The 17,411-nt window shown below is 44.0% G+C and carries 15 protein-coding genes and 2 pseudogenes; 6 read left to right on the forward strand and 11 right to left on the reverse strand.

Going from position 1 to position 17,411, the window contains the following annotated elements:
- Positions 1-618: 618 nt before the first annotated feature.
- Positions 619-1,377, reverse strand: coding sequence for a fatty acid metabolism transcriptional regulator FadR (fadR, locus tag DVO77_RS00560; protein ID WP_110458012.1), 759 nt, complete (start codon positions 1,375-1,377; stop codon positions 619-621).
- Between the two features lie 302 nt (positions 1,378-1,679).
- Here fadR and nhaB point away from each other — a divergent pair, with 302 nt between their 5' ends.
- Positions 1,680-3,275: a sodium/proton antiporter NhaB gene (nhaB, locus tag DVO77_RS00565; protein ID WP_119976903.1), complete on the forward strand. Its 1,596-nt coding sequence runs from the start codon at positions 1,680-1,682 to the stop codon at positions 3,273-3,275.
- A gap of 87 nt (positions 3,276-3,362) precedes the next feature.
- Positions 3,363-3,878: a disulfide bond formation protein DsbB gene (gene dsbB, locus DVO77_RS00570; protein ID WP_119976904.1), complete on the forward strand. Its 516-nt coding sequence runs from the start codon at positions 3,363-3,365 to the stop codon at positions 3,876-3,878.
- Positions 3,879-4,442: 564 nt separating this feature from the next.
- On the opposite strand, the pseudogene DVO77_RS00575 reads toward dsbB, so the two are convergent.
- A pseudogene (locus tag DVO77_RS00575) lies at positions 4,443-5,342 on the reverse strand (IS3 family transposase); the annotation flags it as partial.
- Positions 5,343-5,406: 64 nt separating this feature from the next.
- Between DVO77_RS00575 and DVO77_RS00580 the strand changes: the two are divergent.
- Positions 5,407-6,558, forward strand: a complete 1,152-nt coding sequence (locus DVO77_RS00580) for an IS30 family transposase (RefSeq protein ID WP_119976905.1) — start codon at positions 5,407-5,409, stop codon at positions 6,556-6,558.
- A 12-nt stretch (positions 6,559-6,570) separates the two neighbouring features.
- Here DVO77_RS00580 and DVO77_RS00585 read toward each other — a convergent pair.
- The 4 genes and pseudogenes from DVO77_RS00585 to DVO77_RS00600 form a co-directional block, all read right to left on the reverse strand.
- A pseudogene (locus DVO77_RS00585) lies at positions 6,571-6,816 on the reverse strand (transposase); the annotation flags it as partial.
- Positions 6,817-7,426: 610 nt separating this feature from the next.
- Complete coding sequence (locus DVO77_RS00590) at positions 7,427-7,867, reverse strand: YcgN family cysteine cluster protein (RefSeq protein ID WP_119976906.1); 441 nt, start codon at positions 7,865-7,867, stop codon at positions 7,427-7,429.
- An 80-nt stretch (positions 7,868-7,947) separates the two neighbouring features.
- Positions 7,948-8,934, reverse strand: coding sequence for a lytic murein transglycosylase (locus DVO77_RS00595; protein ID WP_162924118.1), 987 nt, complete (start codon positions 8,932-8,934; stop codon positions 7,948-7,950).
- Between the two features lie 33 nt (positions 8,935-8,967).
- The gene (locus tag DVO77_RS00600; RefSeq protein WP_110458017.1) at positions 8,968-9,249 is read right to left on the reverse strand and encodes a YcgL domain-containing protein; all 282 of its coding nucleotides are present in this window, start codon (positions 9,247-9,249) and stop codon (positions 8,968-8,970) included.
- Between the two features lie 124 nt (positions 9,250-9,373).
- On the opposite strand from DVO77_RS00600, the gene minC reads away from it, so the two are divergent.
- From minC to minE, 3 genes are read left to right on the forward strand one after another with little or no spacing between them, the layout of a single operon-like run.
- A complete protein-coding gene (gene minC, locus DVO77_RS00605) occupies positions 9,374-10,039 on the forward strand; it encodes a septum site-determining protein MinC (RefSeq protein WP_110458018.1) in 666 nt (221 codons plus the stop codon).
- Between the two features lie 25 nt (positions 10,040-10,064).
- A complete protein-coding gene (gene minD, locus DVO77_RS00610) occupies positions 10,065-10,874 on the forward strand; it encodes a septum site-determining protein MinD (RefSeq protein WP_110458019.1) in 810 nt (269 codons plus the stop codon).
- 2 nt (positions 10,875-10,876) lie between these two features.
- Positions 10,877-11,134 (forward strand): cell division topological specificity factor MinE, encoded by a 258-nt coding sequence (gene minE / locus DVO77_RS00615; RefSeq protein WP_110458020.1) that lies wholly within the window; start codon positions 10,877-10,879, stop codon positions 11,132-11,134.
- Between the two features lie 168 nt (positions 11,135-11,302).
- Here minE and rnd read toward each other — a convergent pair whose 3' ends face one another.
- From rnd to DVO77_RS00640, 5 genes are all read right to left on the reverse strand, one after another.
- Positions 11,303-12,412, reverse strand: a complete 1,110-nt coding sequence (gene rnd / locus DVO77_RS00620) for a ribonuclease D (protein ID WP_162599210.1) — start codon at positions 12,410-12,412, stop codon at positions 11,303-11,305.
- A gap of 171 nt (positions 12,413-12,583) precedes the next feature.
- Positions 12,584-14,257, reverse strand: coding sequence for a long-chain-fatty-acid--CoA ligase FadD (fadD, locus tag DVO77_RS00625; protein ID WP_119976908.1), 1,674 nt, complete (start codon positions 14,255-14,257; stop codon positions 12,584-12,586).
- Positions 14,258-14,469: 212 nt separating this feature from the next.
- Positions 14,470-15,360 (reverse strand): alpha/beta fold hydrolase, encoded by an 891-nt coding sequence (locus DVO77_RS00630; RefSeq protein ID WP_119976909.1) that lies wholly within the window; start codon positions 15,358-15,360, stop codon positions 14,470-14,472.
- A 6-nt stretch (positions 15,361-15,366) separates the two neighbouring features.
- Complete coding sequence (locus tag DVO77_RS00635; protein WP_119976910.1) at positions 15,367-16,185, reverse strand: class I SAM-dependent methyltransferase; 819 nt, start codon at positions 16,183-16,185, stop codon at positions 15,367-15,369.
- Positions 16,186-16,554: 369 nt separating this feature from the next.
- Positions 16,555-17,241: a M50 family metallopeptidase gene (locus DVO77_RS00640; RefSeq protein ID WP_110458024.1), complete on the reverse strand. Its 687-nt coding sequence runs from the start codon at positions 17,239-17,241 to the stop codon at positions 16,555-16,557.
- Positions 17,242-17,411 lie beyond the last annotated feature (170 nt).

Raw genomic sequence — 17,411 nt, forward strand, 5'->3', positions numbered from 1 at the left:
ACGTTACGCTAAGCGCATTTTGCTAGAACCATCCCCCTGACAAGCTAGGCTGTTGATAAGGCATTAATCTGACCTTTTGTGCATCACCACGCAGGCAGACTTTAGACTTTAGATATGTGTGCTTATGGATATGTGTGCTTTTGTATATGAGTCCAACTCATAAAGCGAATCAAGTACTATCGATATAAGCAAAGCATCACACAGCCACAAAAAAACCGCGACTCACAGCGAATGTAAGCGCGGTTTGTTGTTTATTGATTTGGCCATGGACTCGCTGCATTTATTTAGCACTATACACATTCTAGTGCTTAGTAAGAGACACCTCTTACTAGGGCCTGTTGATCTTTTAAGGTTGTTGTTGCAGCGAATTGCTGGGTATTGATACAAGGCAGAAGCTTTGTAGTGTAGTTATTCTACATAAAAAGCTGAGAACGCAGTAAAAATACCCAACAAACGCTGCCCGAAGGGGTCGGCTAAAAACGTTTTACTCTTTGTTAAGTGAATTTTGCTTAGATGACTAGGCTGCGATCCACTCGCCTCGATTAAAACGTTTTTGTCTCGAACAACATTCAACCAGCAAAGAGTCAACAGGCCCTAATGGGGTTAGCCACACAGGTATCACAATGATTTTTCTGCCTGTAACAGGAGGTCATTTTTATAGCGCTGCCAGACTTTACCGCTATTAATACCGTAGCTGCGCATCAACACCGGGATATCATTATGATTATGCTCTTTGGCTAACGCCTCGAGTGCCTGATAAAAATCAAGCGCCAACTCTCGAGCCTTATCGATGGCAAAATACTCTTTACCCACTCGGCTATATAAGCCTTTAAAGCCATTAAGGATCAATACGTAAAGTGGATTTCCCGAATGGTAAGCTAGGGTATGATGCAGTTGATAATCGAATTCGATATAGGCTTTTGCTTCATCTTTTAAGGTGGCTAATGGCGCTAACGCTTCTAGCACTTTATCAGGGTTATAACGTACGGCCCCTTTAAAATAGATAGCGCTGATATTGGTACGCGCCGACAATAGTTGCTCTAACAAGACAGGCTCGCCAGCTGGATTAAGTTCGGCAATGGTCTCTAATACATTTAAACCGGAAGTTTCCCAGATATCATTAACCCGAGTAGGCTTACCATGTTGAATAGTCAACCAACCATCACGAGCCAATCGCTGTAATACTTCGCGTAAAGTGGTACGGGTCACCCCGATAAGTTCAGACAGCTCGCGCTCTGCGGGTAAAATAGATCCTGGAGGGAATTTACCTTCCCAAATAGAACGTACAATATATTTTTCGGCAAAGCTTGCGGGCCCTTTCGCTTCAATTATATCTTTGTTTTTCGGCGGTACTGGTGCTTGGGGGACAGTTGTCATCAGGCCACTATTCCAAATCTATGAGAGTAATTTTGGCACTGATCATACCAGAGCGACGAAAAATGGAAACCTAATCTGCGACATTACTTACTCACCCAGAAATGACTTAGTTCTCAAATATTCACTAAGCGTGCTGTCGATCAAGCATCGTTTTGCTAACTTATTGTCCTAAATCTTAGTTTTTAAACTTTAGCGTCAAAAAAGTATTAATTTATAGATATCATTGGGCTACACTGTGGCGAACTTCAGTCTGTTCCTTGATCTTTTTCTATCAAAAACAATTAAACATTTGAGAGGGTGCCATGCCTGTGACCATGAGTCGGGCGTTTATTGATAACTTCTTAGGAAATTCTCCTAAGTGGTTCAAAATCGCAATTTTATCGTTTCTAGTGATTAATCCCATCGTATTCTATATCAACCCATTTGTGGCGGGTTGGTTATTGGTGGTCGAGTTCATATTCACCTTGGCTATGGCATTAAAATGTTACCCGCTACAACCTGGGGGGCTATTAGCCATTGAGGCCGTGATCATCGGTATGACCTCCCCTAGCCAAGTGCTGCATGAAATTGAAGCCAACCTTGAAGTGTTATTACTGTTGATCTTTATGGTCGCCGGTATCTACTTCATGAAGCAGCTACTGCTATTTGTCTTCACTAAGATGATCACTAAGGTACGCTCGAAAATTATCGTCTCTTTGATGTTTTGTATTGCCTCGGCCTTTTTATCGGCGTTTCTCGATGCATTGACCGTTATTGCAGTGATCATTGCCGTCGCTGTCGGGTTCTACTCGATCTATCACAAGGTCGCGTCGGGCAAAAATTTCTCCGATGATCATGATCACACCAGTGATCAGCATGGTGATGGGCACTCTTTATGTGAAGATGAACTGGAAGCTTTCCGCGGATTTTTACGCAACCTATTAATGCACGCAGGTATAGGTACGGCATTAGGTGGTGTTTGTACCATGGTGGGTGAGCCGCAAAACCTGATCATCGCAGCCCAAGCCAATTGGCAATTTGGTGAGTTTGCTCTGCGTATGGCACCAGTGACAGTACCCGTGTTTGTTGCCGGTATCCTCACCTGTTTCTTAGTTGAGAAGTTTAAAGTGTTCGGCTATGGTCAACAATTACCAGAAGCGGTACACAAGATCTTGGCTGATTACTCTTCATACGAGGATGCACGTCGGACTAAACACGACAAAATGAAGCTAGCTATCCAAGCGTTAGTGGGTATTTGGTTGATTGCTGGTTTGGCATTCCATTTGGCATCAGTTGGCTTAATTGGCTTATCAGTCATCATTATTACCACGGCATTTAATGGTGTCACTAACGAACATGCTTTAGGTAAAGCATTTGAAGAAGCCCTACCTTTCACGGCGTTACTGGCGGTGTTCTTCGCTATTGTGGGTGTCATTATCGATCAACAACTGTTTGCTCCAGTGATCCAATGGGCATTAAGTTATCAAGGTAACACCCAATTAGTGATCTTCTACATTGCTAACGGTTTACTGTCGATGGTCAGTGATAACGTGTTTGTGGGTACCGTCTACATTAACGAAGTAAAAGCAGCGTTATTGGATGGTCAAATTACCCGCGATCAGTTTGATCTACTCGCGGTGGCGATTAATACCGGTACTAATTTACCGTCAGTTGCGACCCCTAACGGTCAAGCTGCGTTCTTATTCCTGTTGACCTCTGCCATCGCACCGCTCATTCGCCTCTCCTATGGCCGTATGGTCTGGATGGCACTACCTTACACTATCGTGTTATCGGTGGTCGGCGTGCTGGCGATTGAAACCGGGTATTTAACTGATATGACCCAGTACCTCTATGATTCACAGATGCTGATCCATCATTCAGTAGCCGAAGTGAGTCAAGGTGCTGTTAGCGGTCATTAATTTGTTGATTGACCTCAGCGACGTTGTTTCGTAAAGTCGTAAAAACGCCTCTCAATGTGAGAGGCGTTTTTTATAGGAGAAGATTGTTTGAGTCCACTCACTCGTTTTGCTCAATCTCGTACCGCATGGTTAATATTATTTGCCAGTGCGGCGGCACTCGAAGGCTGTGCCTTATATTTTCAATATGTGATGTTACTTGATCCCTGTGTGATGTGCATTTATCAGCGCCTAGCTCTATTTGGCGTGTTGTTTGCTGCTGCATTGGGCTGTATAGGTTATCGCCACCGTGTAGTGCGTCTAATGAGCATTATATTATGGGGGGTTAGCGCCGCATGGGGCTTAAAACTGGCCATTGAATTGGTGGATATGCAGACGAATCCATCGCCTTTTTCGACCTGCTCTTTCCTACCGGAATTTCCGGCATGGATGCCCCTACATGAATGGTTACCTTCGGTATTTATGCCAACAGGCATGTGTACCGATATCCCATGGCAGCTATTTGGTGTCACCATGTCACAATGGATGGTGGTTGCCTTCAGCACTTACCTGATTGCCTTGGTGGTGTTTATTATTCCGGCGTTGATGCCAACGAGAAAGGCCTAATCGCGACTAATTGAGCCGATAGCGCAATCGGCCATTGCTTAGATTAAACGCCCCTAGCGGGCGTTTTTTATTGGCCCCATAATTGGGCCCTTTAATTTACTTGAGTAACGACAACCTACAAGGTCATTTATTAAGGCGGTCTTGAATCATACCCAAACTGCAACCTAACGCCTGCCCGGCGGGGGCTGTGCAGATACGCCTGTGAGACGCCGTAAATACCTCCTTGTAGGCTCTGCCGTGACATCCCTGTCACGGAAGCTCACCAGCGTATCTACACTGGATGTCTAACGTCTCTTCGATTTAGCGGCATTGGCGATGAAAAGGAGATAAGAAAGGGATTCGAGCTACAACCTCCTGCTTAAGAATGAGGAGCTACGATGTGCAAAAACTGAGATAAATAGGCTAAACGCTACTGTCACTTGTTATGTTTTGTAGCCATGTAACTTCATTAAACTGGAGCATATTACTGCTAATTTTGCATCGGAATTAACTATGTGCTGTCGAGCATCCTCCCACAAACAATGTATTTGGCTTTCCTCTGCATGTTGGTAAGCCCCTAATATCTTAGACACTTAACTGTTTCTCAAAGTACTGCTTTTCGAACTGCACAGGTGACAGTCCATTATTACTACCATGACGACGCACTGGATTATAGAAATATTCGATATAGTTAAATATTTCTGAGCGAGCCTCATCTCTGTTTTTATAGATTTTTCTCTTAACTCTATCTTTCTTCAGCAACGAGAAAAAGCTTTCCGCGACAGCATTATCATGACAGTTTCCTCGTCGACTCATACTGGCTTCTAAATTGTGCTCTTTTAAGAAGCTACGCCAATCAGAGCAGGTATATTGCACTCCCTGGTCGGAATGTATCAGCACTTTAGATTTCGGTGAACGTCGCCAGATGGCCATTAATAGTGCATCAATTACCAAGTCAGCTTTAGGTGTGTTTTTCATCGTCCAGCCTACGACCTGACGAGAGAAGAGGTCAATAACAACAGTTAAATATAGCCAGCCCTCATGCGTACGGATATAGGTAAAGTCGGTCACCCAAACCTTGTTGGGTTTTGCGACATCAAAGCCACGATTTAACGTATTTGGTGCAGTGTGGCTAATATTCCCACCTCCAAAGCTTGGATTGCGTTTGTAACCTCGAATGGCCTTTATTTGCGCTTCCTTCATTATTCGATAAACACGATTTTTCCCGACGCTTTCGCCATCGTCTTTTAAATCTAAAGTCAGGTTTCGATAGCCGTAGACACAACCGCTCTCCAGCCAAAATTGCTTAATTTTGCCCAGAAGGCGCTTATCTTCAATGGTTCGATTACTGCAGGGCTGCTTTAGCCAAGCATAAAAACCACTACGATGAACATTGAGCACTCGGCACAGTACGGCTATTGGATATTGGTCGAGTCGAGACTTTATGAACGTGTACCTTTCTTTGACTCGCTTGCAAAGTACACGGCTGTAGATTCAATTGGTCAACGCAACAATCATATGAAAATATTGGTTTGCGGAGGATTATTGAATGAAACGTACATTTACAACACAAGAAAAAGAGTTTGTTTTCGATTCATGGAAGCAAGGAATAGGGTTTAGTGACATAGCTAGTCTGCTAGATTCTAAACCAGGCACTATTTTTACTCTACTTCGAGATACTGGTGGAATTAAACCCCCAACTCGTCAGCGAAAAGCTAAACATTTAACCTTAGAAGAAAGAGAAGAGATACGCGTTAGCTTATCTGCAAAAATGAGTATTAGAGCGATTGCCCGCTTATTAAATCGTTCGCCATCAACCATTTCTAGGGAAGTTCAGCGTAACCGAGGTCGTCGTTATTATAAAGCTGTTGATGCTAACAATAGAGCTTGGAGAATGGCTAAAAGACCTAAGCAATGCCTCTTAGAGTCGAACACTGAGTTAAGGGGCATAGTCATTGATAAACTTGAATTAAAATGGTCTCCAGAGCAAATATCAGGCTGGCTTAAAAAGATTATGTCTAGACGAAAATCAATGCAGATTTCAGCAGAGACCATATACAAAACTATTTATTACCGCACTCGTTTAGTATTAAGCCATTTGATGGCAAAACATTTACGTCGTAGCCACAGTCTTCGCCACAGTAAAAAGCATTCTCGTAAAGGCGAACGTGGCACCATCAATATTGTTAATGGTGTCTCGATTCATGAACGTCCTAAGCACATCGAGAATCGTCGTTCACTTGGCCATTGGGAGGGGGATCTGGTGACGGGTTCAAAAAATACACATATTGCAACATTGGTTGACCGTAAGTCTCGATATACTTTTATTCTCAAATTAAAAGGAAAAGATGCTCAGTCAGTAAATGATGCTCTAATTGATAAATTCAGCACTCTTCCAGAAAAGCTAAGACAAACATTAACTTGGGACCGAGGCATGGAACTAGCAAAACATGTCGAATTAACAGACAAAACAGGTATTCCTGTTTACTTCTGCGACCCTCAAAGTCCTTGGCAAAGAGGTCTTAATGAGAACACTAATAGCTTAATTAGGCAATACTTCCCCAAAAAGACATGTTTAGGGCAACATTCACAAGATCGCCTTAATGAAGTGGCAGCTCAATTAAATAATAGACCCAGAAAGTGTTTGGACTTTAAAACACCTGAACAAGTAATTAAAAATAGTGTTGCGTTGACAGGTTGAATCTACAGCGGCCTCCTTTAGTATATTTCGCTCTTCCGTGACTCGCCGAAGCTCTGCTTTTAGTTTACGAATTTCGTCTTGCTGATTATCGATAGTGATGTGTTGCTTCTCTGGTTTATCGAACTTGTTAATCCAGTTGTGCAAGCTTTTAGTTGTGATACCTAACCTTTCTGCCACATCAGCGATTTTATAACCACGTTCAGTGACTTGTTTGACGGCTTCAATTTTGAACTCATCAGGATAACGTTTTCCGCGCATATAACACCTCATATTTTTTGGTTCATTATAACTCTATGAAGTGTCTACTGTTCTAGGGGCTTACCAGGTCAAGAACATTTTACTAGTGCACATGCGTGTTAATCTTTTAAAATCAGTAAAATACTCTTGTTTAACTAACTGTAATAAAAGGAAGTTATCAGCTTTTCATCAAATACGCCATGCGAAAGAATAAGTATGAACGCTTTCCAAACCTATTTTATCAAGGTGTATCGAGTTAACACATTAATTATTTAGCTATATAAAACGACTTGCAAACATTGATATCCAGAAAAACTCAATCAATAAGTCTGGAAAGCTTTCAAACAATGCTAAATCGAAGAAACGTTAGATACCCAGTGTAGATACGCTGGTGAGCTTCCGTGACAGGGATGTCACGGCAGAGCCTACAAGGAGGTATTTACGGCGTCTCACAAGCGTATCTGCACATGAGCCTGCCGCAGGCAATTGACACACCGTGAGTTATGGTTTTAGAAATGTTACCAAATAATCAAACTCGCCAGACGCTACTAAAAATGAGGAGCACCATATCAGAACAATTACCCAGCAAGCTAAAACCACATTTTGCTCACTTTAACGAGAAAGCGAAGGACTAGTCGCTGTCCTTGAGCGGCCATAACACAATATGATCCTCTAAATATTTCACTTTCGTTTCATTAACCACTTTACCTTGGGTAGACATCCCCAGCGCATGCATCTGCTGTTTGTCGCCCGTCACTAACGGATGCCAACTGGGTAAACTGCGCCCTAGATATAACCGTCGATATGCACAGCTATCGGGTAACCAAGTCAGCTCAGCGATATTATCCAGTGTCACTTTAGTGCAGCTGGGAACAAAGTCAAAACGCTGCTCATAGTGGCGACATTGACACTGCTGCGCATCCAACAATTGGCAACTGACGTTGGTGTAATACAACTCCTCTGTCTCATCATCAATAATCTTATTTAAACAACACTTGCCACAGCCATCACACAACAGTTCCCACTGTTCACTGTTCATCTGTGCCAAGGTTTTTTCTTTCCAAAACGCCATGTTTTTCATTCTATACAATGCCTGCACACGCAGACGGGTTGACATTATTTTAGCCCGGTATGGCTGATAGCAACGTCCTATTATTGTATGGCTGGATACTTGATCCGCTCAGACAGATAGGTCAAAGACAGCAGGTCATAATCAGATGCATTCCACTGGGTTAGCGCACGATAATTGTCATACACCAAGTATTTCCGTCCCTTAATGCCGTCAGGCATAATGAGCGATACTTGCATATCTTGTTTGTTCGGCAAGTTAGTACCATCGAAACGTTTAACCCCTAATGCCTGCCACTGCGCAAAGCTCTTGCGTGTCTCTATGCCAATAAGATCGAGTGGAATAGCCTGAGGCACTTGCACTTGGCGCCCCCACGTCTGCTGGTCATTCCAACCTAATTGCTGTAAATAATAGGCTGTCGATGCAAACGCATCATTGAGATTATGCCAAACATCGATGATGCCATCATCATCAGCATCTTGGCCAAAACGGTTATAATCGCTAGGAGAAAAATGCGCATAGCCCATTTTTCCTGAGGCGTTACTCTTTAATGCATTGAAATCAATCTGCTTACGCTCAATCACTTTAAGCGCATCCATAAATGCTTGTCGGTTTTCAGCAACATTATCGCCATGATATGCATTAGAAGCCGTGACAGCTAATATCGGATAATGACCCACATCATTCCCCGATTTTGACGTCAATCCCCATAAGGCGATGACAAATCGAGGCTGCACACCATAGTGAGCACCTAAGCGATCAAATTGGGCTTTATTGGCCTGATATAAGCTTCTCGACTGCTCGATTAATGTGCTCGTTACCTGTTCTAAATGCTGCTCTAAAGTCAAAGGGATACTCGGGGGCTCTAGATTAAACGACGCTTTCTTAAATAACTTAATTTGCGGAAAAATAGCACTAACGGTAGCATCAGAGATCCCTTCAGCAAGCGCCTGTTGTTGCAACACATCCAGGTATTGCTCAAACATTAAGTCTGATGGGGCAGCTTCTGCAGCAGATAGAGATATTACTAAGGATAACAGTAGGCTTCCCCACAATGTATTTGCAAACATGCACATTCCTTTCATCATGAGCCACGTAATGGATCAGTCACGACTATAGCCGATCTCTTTTTTATATTCTTCGAGTAGGTTTATCGGTGGTGGTGGTAACTGAAGATAATAGCCCTTCTCTTTGAGTTCAACCTTTACCTTATTGATATCGGCAATCCCTAAATGTTGACGCTTATCCAGTGGCACTATCATGACTAATTCTGGTGCACCAAACATCTGCATCAATTGCTCAGGTACCCGTTCAAATTCATTGCGTTTTTCAACAAACAGATAAGAGTCCGCTTTAAGTCGACTTTTGTATACTGCACAGATCATATTGAGTGAAATTCCTGTTGATTCAACTTGCCAGCAAATGAGGCACACTATACCATGTGGCCTAGGATTATAATAATATCTAACTGGCGTTAGCCGGTTTATTTTATAAAGAGCAAAATTAGGAATGCAGAAACCTAGCCTCGAATTAAAAGGCTCTTCTTTTACGCTTTCAGTACTGCACATTAATCATGCTGATCTCAATAAAGTTGCCGCTGAATTGGACAACAAATTAGCGATTGCGCCGCAATTTTTTATCGGTGCACCTCTAGTGGTAAACTTAAGTAGTATTCAAGATGCTAATTATCCATTAGCAGGGCTTAAGGATCTGTTGCTGTCGCGTAACTTAGTCATTGTGGGGATCACAGGGGCTCCCAGTGCCATAGCTAACCAGGCTCAATCCCTTGGACTGGCCATCATTAAATCTGGCAAACAAAGCGCCAATCAACCGCAATTACCGAGAACCACCAAAATAGTGAAGCAAAATATTCGCTCAGGACAGCAGATATACGCTCAAAATGGCGATCTCATTATTGTTGGCGCCGTGGGTAATGGTGCTGAAGTGATTGCAGATGGCAGCATACACATATACGGTAGTCTAAGAGGTAAAGCCATGGCGGGTGCCAATGGTGACAGAAATGCCGTCATTATTGCACAAACGCTGGACGCGGAACTGGTGTCCATCGCAGGGCAATATTGGCTAACCGAAAATCTTCAGGCACATGCCACGATAAAAAGCGGTTGTATTCGGCTCGAAGGTGACAGCCTTACCCTCGACGCATTATCGCTATAGCAACACATTAAGGATAGAAATGCACATGGCACAAATCATTGTTGTCACCTCAGGTAAAGGCGGAGTGGGCAAAACCACTTCTAGCGCAGCGATAGCCACTGGGTTGGCCTTAAAAGGACATAAAACCGTCGTTGTCGATTTTGATATCGGCCTACGTAACCTCGATCTGATCATGGGGTGTGAACGTCGGGTTGTTTACGATTTCGTCAACGTGATTAACGGCGAAGCCAATTTAAATCAGACCTTAATCAAAGATAAGCGCACCAGCAATTTGTATATTTTGCCCGCGTCGCAGACTCGAGATAAAGATGCGCTGACCAAAGAAGGGGTTGGCCGAGTGCTCGACGAGCTGCGTAAAGAGTTCGAGTACATTATTTGCGATTCTCCTGCCGGCATTGAAACAGGCGCAATGATGGCACTTTATTTTGCAGATATCGCGATCGTTACCACTAATCCAGAAGTCAGCTCAGTCCGCGATTCGGACCGTATCTTGGGTATGTTACAGAGTAAATCTAAGCGCGCAGAAGACGGGCTAGAACCAGTCAAAGAATTTTTACTGTTAACCCGTTATTCACCTACTCGAGTGGCGACTGGTGAAATGCTTAGCGTCGCTGACGTTGAAGAAATTTTAGCCATCCCACTCTTAGGGGTTATTCCTGAATCACAAGCGGTTTTAAAAGCCTCTAACTCTGGTATTCCCGTTATCGTCGATCAAGAAAGTGATGCAGGTCAAGCCTATAGTGATAGTGTGGCACGTTTACTCGGTGAAGATGTTGCAATGCGTTTTGTCACCGAAGAGAAAAAAGGATTCTTAAAAAGGATATTTGGTAGCTAATTATGTCTTTACTCGATTATTTTAAAACCAAGAAAACACCGAGCACAGCAGTGACAGCCAAAGAGCGACTGCAAATTATCGTGGCCCACCAACGTGGAGAGCGTGATGTGCCTGACTATTTTCCTGCGATGAAGCAAGAGATCATCGAAGTGATCCGTAAATACGTGCAGATTGACTCAGACCAAGTCACTGTGCAGTTAGATCAAAACGATGACCATCTATCCGTGCTTGAGCTCAACGTGACCTTGCCTGAAAAATAGTCGTAACCTCACCAATGACGCTGTTTAAGCTAATGAATATGGCAAACAGTAAATGGTTACAAAGACAAATAAGCCCTCATCAATGAGGGCTTATTTATAGCGAATTGTCATGATGACTTGTTAATTAGCCAAATAAGATCATGATGTTAGACTAACTGCCTACTTAAGTTAAATGGTCAACTGCTGCAACTTATCTTGGGTGAGTGAAGCTCGCCAACCACATAACAAGAGTGGTAAATCACCCGTTTGCCCTTCCCAGCGCCACTGTAAATATTCATGAATATGACGCTTTGAACCAATTAGCTCCATCGGTACATCGTGCTGCTCGGCAATCTCTGTCAGGCAGTTTTTAAGCTGTTTAAAGGCCGACTTATAACCCGGCTTTAATGCAATCACATCAATCGCTTTGGGCAGATTATTCAGATCTGCTGTGGCCATCACAGCGACTATCGCCTTAGCATGCACCCGCTTTTCTTGCTCAGTAAGCTCCGACATCTTAAAGATATCGGCAGTCGTTTTAGGCTGTTTTTTAGCTAACGCGATCAATGCGTGATCTTTAATGACAAAACCCAAAGCTAAATCTTTAGCCAAGGCTTTCTCAAGGCGCCACTTAGCCAGCACTTTTAAATACGCCAGCTGTTTAGGGTTAAGCTGAAAACTATTTTTAACTTTAAGGTAAGCCGTTTCACCATCGGGAGCATCCAAGCGCCCTTGCGTCATGCGCTCTCCTTCTTCATAAAGCCAAGCCAATCGGCCGGATGCCTCAAGCTTGCTTACCAGTTGCGGGTATAACTGATACAAGTATTCGACATCATTGGCCGCATAATGTAACTGCGCCTCGCTCAAAGGGCGCTTGAGCCAGTCGGTGCGAGACTCACCTTTATCTAACGTGACATTTAAGCAATGTTCAACCAACTTAGCGTAACCTAAACCATGCCCTAAGCCACATAACGCCGCGGCAATTTGGCTGTCAAACAAGACCTTAGGTTGGCAGAGGCCATATTTTGCCAACACTTCGAGATCTTCACTGCAAGAGTGCAACACAGTAATAATATCATCGCGCTGAAACAGCGCCCAAAAGCCGCTGAGATCGTTAACTGCCAATGGATCGATTAAGGCCAACGATTTACCGTCGTACACCTGGATCAAGCCTAAACGCGCATAATAAGTGCGTGTGCGAACAAACTCGGTATCCAGCACCAGCACACTCGCTTGACTATACTGCGCTACAAGCTCAGTTAAGCTTGCATCATCCTCTACATATTGAAACGCTAACAATCTCATCTCCCCAAACACGGATCTATTTATCGCAGCGACATTAACTCAGCATGCGATCACTTAATGTCACCGCAATTAACATAAAAGCCGGCAATAAGCGCCGGCTTTTAGTTAACATTAATACGGTTGGTACCTAATGGTTGATACCTAATGACTGATACCTAAGCTTAACTACGCTGATTTGGCCTCATCGCGTAATTCGCGGCGCAAAATTTTGCCGACATTACTCTTAGGTAACTCATCTCTAAATTCTACCAGCTTAGGCACTTTATATCCCGTCAAATGATGACGACAATGCTTAATTAGCTGCTCTTCGGTCAAAGATTTATCGTTCGCGACCACAAAAATCTTCACCAACTCGCCACTCACCTCATGCGGTACGCCAACGGCTGCGACTTCCACCACCTTAGGATGCAGTGCAACTACCTCTTCAACTTCATTAGGAAACACGTTAAAGCCAGACACTAAAATCATGTCTTTTTTACGATCAACAATAAAGAAGAATCCTTGCTCGTCCATGTAGCCTATGTCACCGGTTGCCAAATAGCCTTGGGCATCAATGACTTTTGCCGTTTCTTCTGGACGTTGCCAATAGCCTTTCATGACTTGTGGGCCTTTAGCAAACAACTCTCCAGTTTCCCCTTGTGCCAATACATTACCGTCATCATCACGCACCTGCATATCGGTATTGGCTACAGGAAAACCAATAGATCCGTTATAACCTTCAAGATTATAAGGGCAGCAAGCCACCAGAGGTGAGGCTTCAGTTAATCCATAACCTTCCAGTAATTTTGTCTTGGTGATCCCCTGCCACTTATCGGCCACTGCACGTTGCACCGCCATACCACCGCCAATTGACAGTTTAAGTGCAGAGAAATCTAATGTCTGAAACTCCATAGAGTTCACCAAGGCATTAAACAGCGTATTCACCCCTGTCAGTGCCGTAAAGGGGTGTTTCTTTAACTCAGCCACAAACGCTGGGATATCTCTAGGGTTAGTGATCAATAGGTTATTGGCCCCTTTATGAAGAAACAATAAGCAGTTAACCGTTAATGCAAAGATGTGGTACAAGGGCAATGCCGTCACCACAAACTCTTTACCGTTTTCCAGTAAAGGGGAGTAAGCGGCATCGGCTTGCAATAAATTACTGACAATGTTGCCATGGGTCAGCATCGCACCTTTAGACACCCCTGTGGTACCACCTGTATATTGCAAAAAGGCCACATCATCGGCATTAAGCGTGGGCTTTACATACTGCATACGGCGCCCTTTCGATAACGAACGGCGCATAGAAATGGCGTGTGGGAGGTGATACTTAGGTACCATCTTTTTAATATATTTCACCACGAAATTCACTAGGGTGCGTTTAGGCGCGCTCAGCAGATCGCCAAGCCCAGTTAAAATCACGCTTTCAACAAGAGTATCTTCAACCACTTCTTCCAGCGTACTGGCAAAGTTAGAGACGACGATAATCGCTTTGGCACCCGAATCATTAAGCTGATGCTTTAATTCCCTAGGGGTATACAGTGGATTGACGTTAACCACCACCATCCCGGCACGCAAAATCCCAAACAGTGCAATAGGATATTGCAACAAGTTTGGCATCATGATGGCAACGCGATCGCCTTTTTGCAGCTTAAGTTCATTTTGTAAGTAGGCGGCAAACGCACGGCTACGCTCTTCGAGTTTGCGGTAAGTCAGTGTCGCGCCCATATTTACAAATGCAGGCTGATCGGCATATTTTGCCACTGAACTTTCAAACAGATCGATTAGCGAACTGTACTGTTTCTCGTTAATAATGGCGGGTACATCATCGGGTAAATTTTTCGTCCAAAGCTGTTCCACTAGATCTCTCCTAAATCCCGAGGCAGAGTTATTGTGAATGAAATCAATCACTAATCGTTTCAAAAAACAGAAACTAAACACTGACTTATCAATATTGTAAGTAACACCCAAAAATCATACAGGCGTTTTAATTTTGAACATCATCACATAAATAGAGTAAAAATCCTAGACTAATTTTGCGTACCGATGATTATTCAGTCGACTGACTCATGTCAGCTTAAAAATTCACAAATATGCTGTGCCACCTGCTGTGCATTCCCCATATGCAGATGATGGTCACCATCGAGTTCTACATGGGTTATTGCATCGTACCAATCAAGCACTTGCTGGGCGATTTCAGGCTCGCGTTGATAACCATCACGAGCAGTAATCAGCAACACGTGGCCAGTATGGCCTTGCATTAATCCAGTCAGATGTTCGAGGTTAAGCCGCATCGGCGAGTCCAAAGTCAGCCTTGGATCGGTGCGCCATCGCATCAGTGCTTCATCATCATTAACATTACGTTCGATGATAAGTCGACACCAAGGTGTTGCCAGTCCGGTTAAACGATGCCGTGCCGTTACGGCACTCTCAAGTGTAAAACTGCGCGATGGCGCGCTCTTTCTGGTCAACAAACGGCGATAACCTTGAAAACTGCGAACCAAACGTCGCCGGCTATTTGCTGGCGCTTCAAATAGTGGTGCCATTGCTTCAATCAATATCCAGTGGGGCACTTTGTCGGCAAATGCAGCACTATAAGCAGAGGTCACAATGGCGCCGAGTGAGTGGCCTATCACCGCATAAACCGGTTTAATCGCCATCACAGCATCCAGCAAGATATCGACATCATAAAGATAATCAATCCAATGCAGCGGATAGGCGCCGGGTCGATGTTGTGAGCGACCGTGCCCTGGCCAATCAATGGCCAACACTTGAAAGTTATCAAGATACTGGGTTAATGGCGCAAAGCTGTTGGCATTATCTAACCAACCATGCAACGCCAGTAACAATGGCTTATCGTCGCTTCCCCATACTCTTGCGGCCAAACGAATATGAGGTAACTGAATCGTTACCTCATTTTCTGCGCCGCAAGATTGCCATAGCAGGCTCTTTTTGTCAGGCATTTATTACTACTTTTTGATAAATTTGAGCGTCATGCGATCGCTTTCGCCTATTGCTAGGTATTTTTGCTTATCTAGCTCACCTAATCTCAGACTTGGCGGTAAGGTCCACACTCCTTTAGGATGATCTTTGCTGTCTTTGGCATTGGCGTTAATTTCGCTGCTAGACACTAAAGTAAAGCCTGATTGCTGCGCCAAATCGATGATCTCATCTTGCACCATATAACCAGAGCTTAACGCCATTCCAGGCTTAGCCCTATGCTCAACAATCCCCAGTACTCCACCGGGTTTTAGCACCTGATAAGCACTGTCAAACACATTCTCTAACTGATCTGAACTCGCCCAGTTGTGAAGATTACGAAAAGTCAGCACCGCATCGACGCTGTTATCTTCACCTAACTCGGTCAGGCGTGGTGGAGCAAATGCCAAAGATGAAGCTTGACCAAGCATTGAGCGATTTTCATCAAGCCACTGCTCTAATGCCTTACCTAAACGAATTTGATAGTCAGGTAACTTAACTCCTTCTGGCGGGTTGGCGTCGAAGTTTGCCGCAATATAATGTCCTTCGGCGGCTAAATATGGCGCCAAAATCTCTGCATACCAGCGTCCACCAGGCCACAATTCAATCACGGTATCTGTGGGTTTAATACCAAAAAAAGTGAGGGTTTCACCGGGATGACGATATACATCTCGCTGAAGATTTGCCTCTTGGCGTAGGTCATTGTTTAAAGCTGCGGTCAATTGTGGATTCACTTCGGTTTGTGCATTTGCCACTGTTCCCAACAGCGATGGCACTAATAACGCGGCAATTAATGTCATTTTTTTCATTATAATTCTCCCTGATAAAACCTTAAACCTATCAGCCTCAGCCAATAAATAATACCTAAATAAACAGTTAGGATCAGTTGATCTTTCGCGCTTGATGTTTGTTCTAATGCAATGCTGTTATTGCCAAGCATGAACAATGATGCTCAACGGGTTAACCTACAGGTGCGTAACGGCGTAACAACAGGATTGAAATAAACTCACAGGATCGCGTTTATTGGCTTTGTTGCCTGTGTGCTAGGCTACTTACATGGAGCGACTTCTTTTGGCTAAGGCTAAAGGTCATAACCGCCGACTTGCAAAATTGTCATTAACTTCGCCCCCGTAGAAAGGTCAACAGATCCGAGTTATATTTTGGTATTGAGTTATTCGTTATTTGGCAGCGTCATCGATACGCCGCCAGCACAACCACAACATCAGCAGGCTGGTCAATACCCAGAGTGTCACCCAAAACACCGCTGGCAACCATGTCAGCTGTGCCAACATCGCGGCATCTCCCAGACCTGTTAAGCCAAATAATACCGTTGGACTGGCCAAAGCATTTAGCATCACCATCAATGCCATCACCCTGAGTGATAACGTCAATATTGGACTGTGACTTAACTTTAGCGGTAATAAAAACAGCAATGCTAATAGCGACAAAATACCAAGCGTCAGCAGATCGCGCCCCCACAGTAACATGGTCAACAATACCGCTAAGCCTAAAACAGCAAAACTAAGCCGTATCCACTGCCGCCACGTGGCTAAATTAAAAATCAGTAATCCCCATAAGGCTGCACCAAAATACCCAGCAAAACCTATGACCACAGGCCAACCACCTTGGCTAAAACACAGCCCCGCGCCATTAGGAAACAGTTGGATATGGCTAACGACGCCGCCCGTTATCAAGGTCGCTAAGCCATGAGAGATCTCATGAAAATAACTCTCTAACCATTTAAATGGCACGCTGATATAGGGAATACGCGTTAGCACCAGTGCCAGCAACAGTTCGACGATAAACTGACCACGACTTGGGATTGAGATTGCACTAGGTGCTGGTAATTGACCAAGCGGCGCCATTAGTGACTCAGCCTAGGCAAGTAGTAACTGTGATTTACGGTATGACTAATTAAGCTATTGTTATTTAAGCAATAGCAACTTAAATCGCGTACATAACCTAAGACATCAGGTGACAAAAGCGATTTCAGCCCAGCAGAAACGGTTAATCTCCAGATAGAGACAAAAGAAGT

It is taken from the genome of Shewanella algidipiscicola (genome assembly GCF_003605125.1).
GTDB lineage: Bacteria > Pseudomonadota > Gammaproteobacteria > Enterobacterales > Shewanellaceae > Shewanella > Shewanella algidipiscicola.

What these genes read in the sequence shown, in the direction of transcription:
- DVO77_RS00635 (WP_119976910.1), bottom strand. Translation starts at nt 16,185, where the DNA reads ATGAAAAAAATGACATTAATTGCCGCGTTATTAGTGCCATCGCTGTTG.
- DVO77_RS00595 (WP_162924118.1), bottom strand. Translation starts at nt 8,934, where the DNA reads ATGTTTGCAAATACATTGTGGGGAAGCCTACTGTTATCCTTAGTAATA.
- minE (WP_110458020.1), top strand. Translation starts at nt 10,877, where the DNA reads ATGTCTTTACTCGATTATTTTAAAACCAAGAAAACACCGAGCACAGCA.
- DVO77_RS00600 (WP_110458017.1), bottom strand. Translation starts at nt 9,249, where the DNA reads ATGATCTGTGCAGTATACAAAAGTCGACTTAAAGCGGACTCTTATCTG.
- nhaB (WP_119976903.1), top strand. Translation starts at nt 1,680, where the DNA reads ATGCCTGTGACCATGAGTCGGGCGTTTATTGATAACTTCTTAGGAAAT.
- DVO77_RS00590 (WP_119976906.1), bottom strand. Translation starts at nt 7,867, where the DNA reads ATGGCGTTTTGGAAAGAAAAAACCTTGGCACAGATGAACAGTGAACAG.
- minC (WP_110458018.1), top strand. Translation starts at nt 9,374, where the DNA reads ATGCAGAAACCTAGCCTCGAATTAAAAGGCTCTTCTTTTACGCTTTCA.
- DVO77_RS00580 (WP_119976905.1), top strand. Translation starts at nt 5,407, where the DNA reads ATGAAACGTACATTTACAACACAAGAAAAAGAGTTTGTTTTCGATTCA.
- minD (WP_110458019.1), top strand. Translation starts at nt 10,065, where the DNA reads ATGGCACAAATCATTGTTGTCACCTCAGGTAAAGGCGGAGTGGGCAAA.
- DVO77_RS00640 (WP_110458024.1), bottom strand. Translation starts at nt 17,241, where the DNA reads ATGGCGCCGCTTGGTCAATTACCAGCACCTAGTGCAATCTCAATCCCA.
- DVO77_RS00630 (WP_119976909.1), bottom strand. Translation starts at nt 15,360, where the DNA reads ATGCCTGACAAAAAGAGCCTGCTATGGCAATCTTGCGGCGCAGAAAAT.
- fadR (WP_110458012.1), bottom strand. Translation starts at nt 1,377, where the DNA reads ATGACAACTGTCCCCCAAGCACCAGTACCGCCGAAAAACAAAGATATA.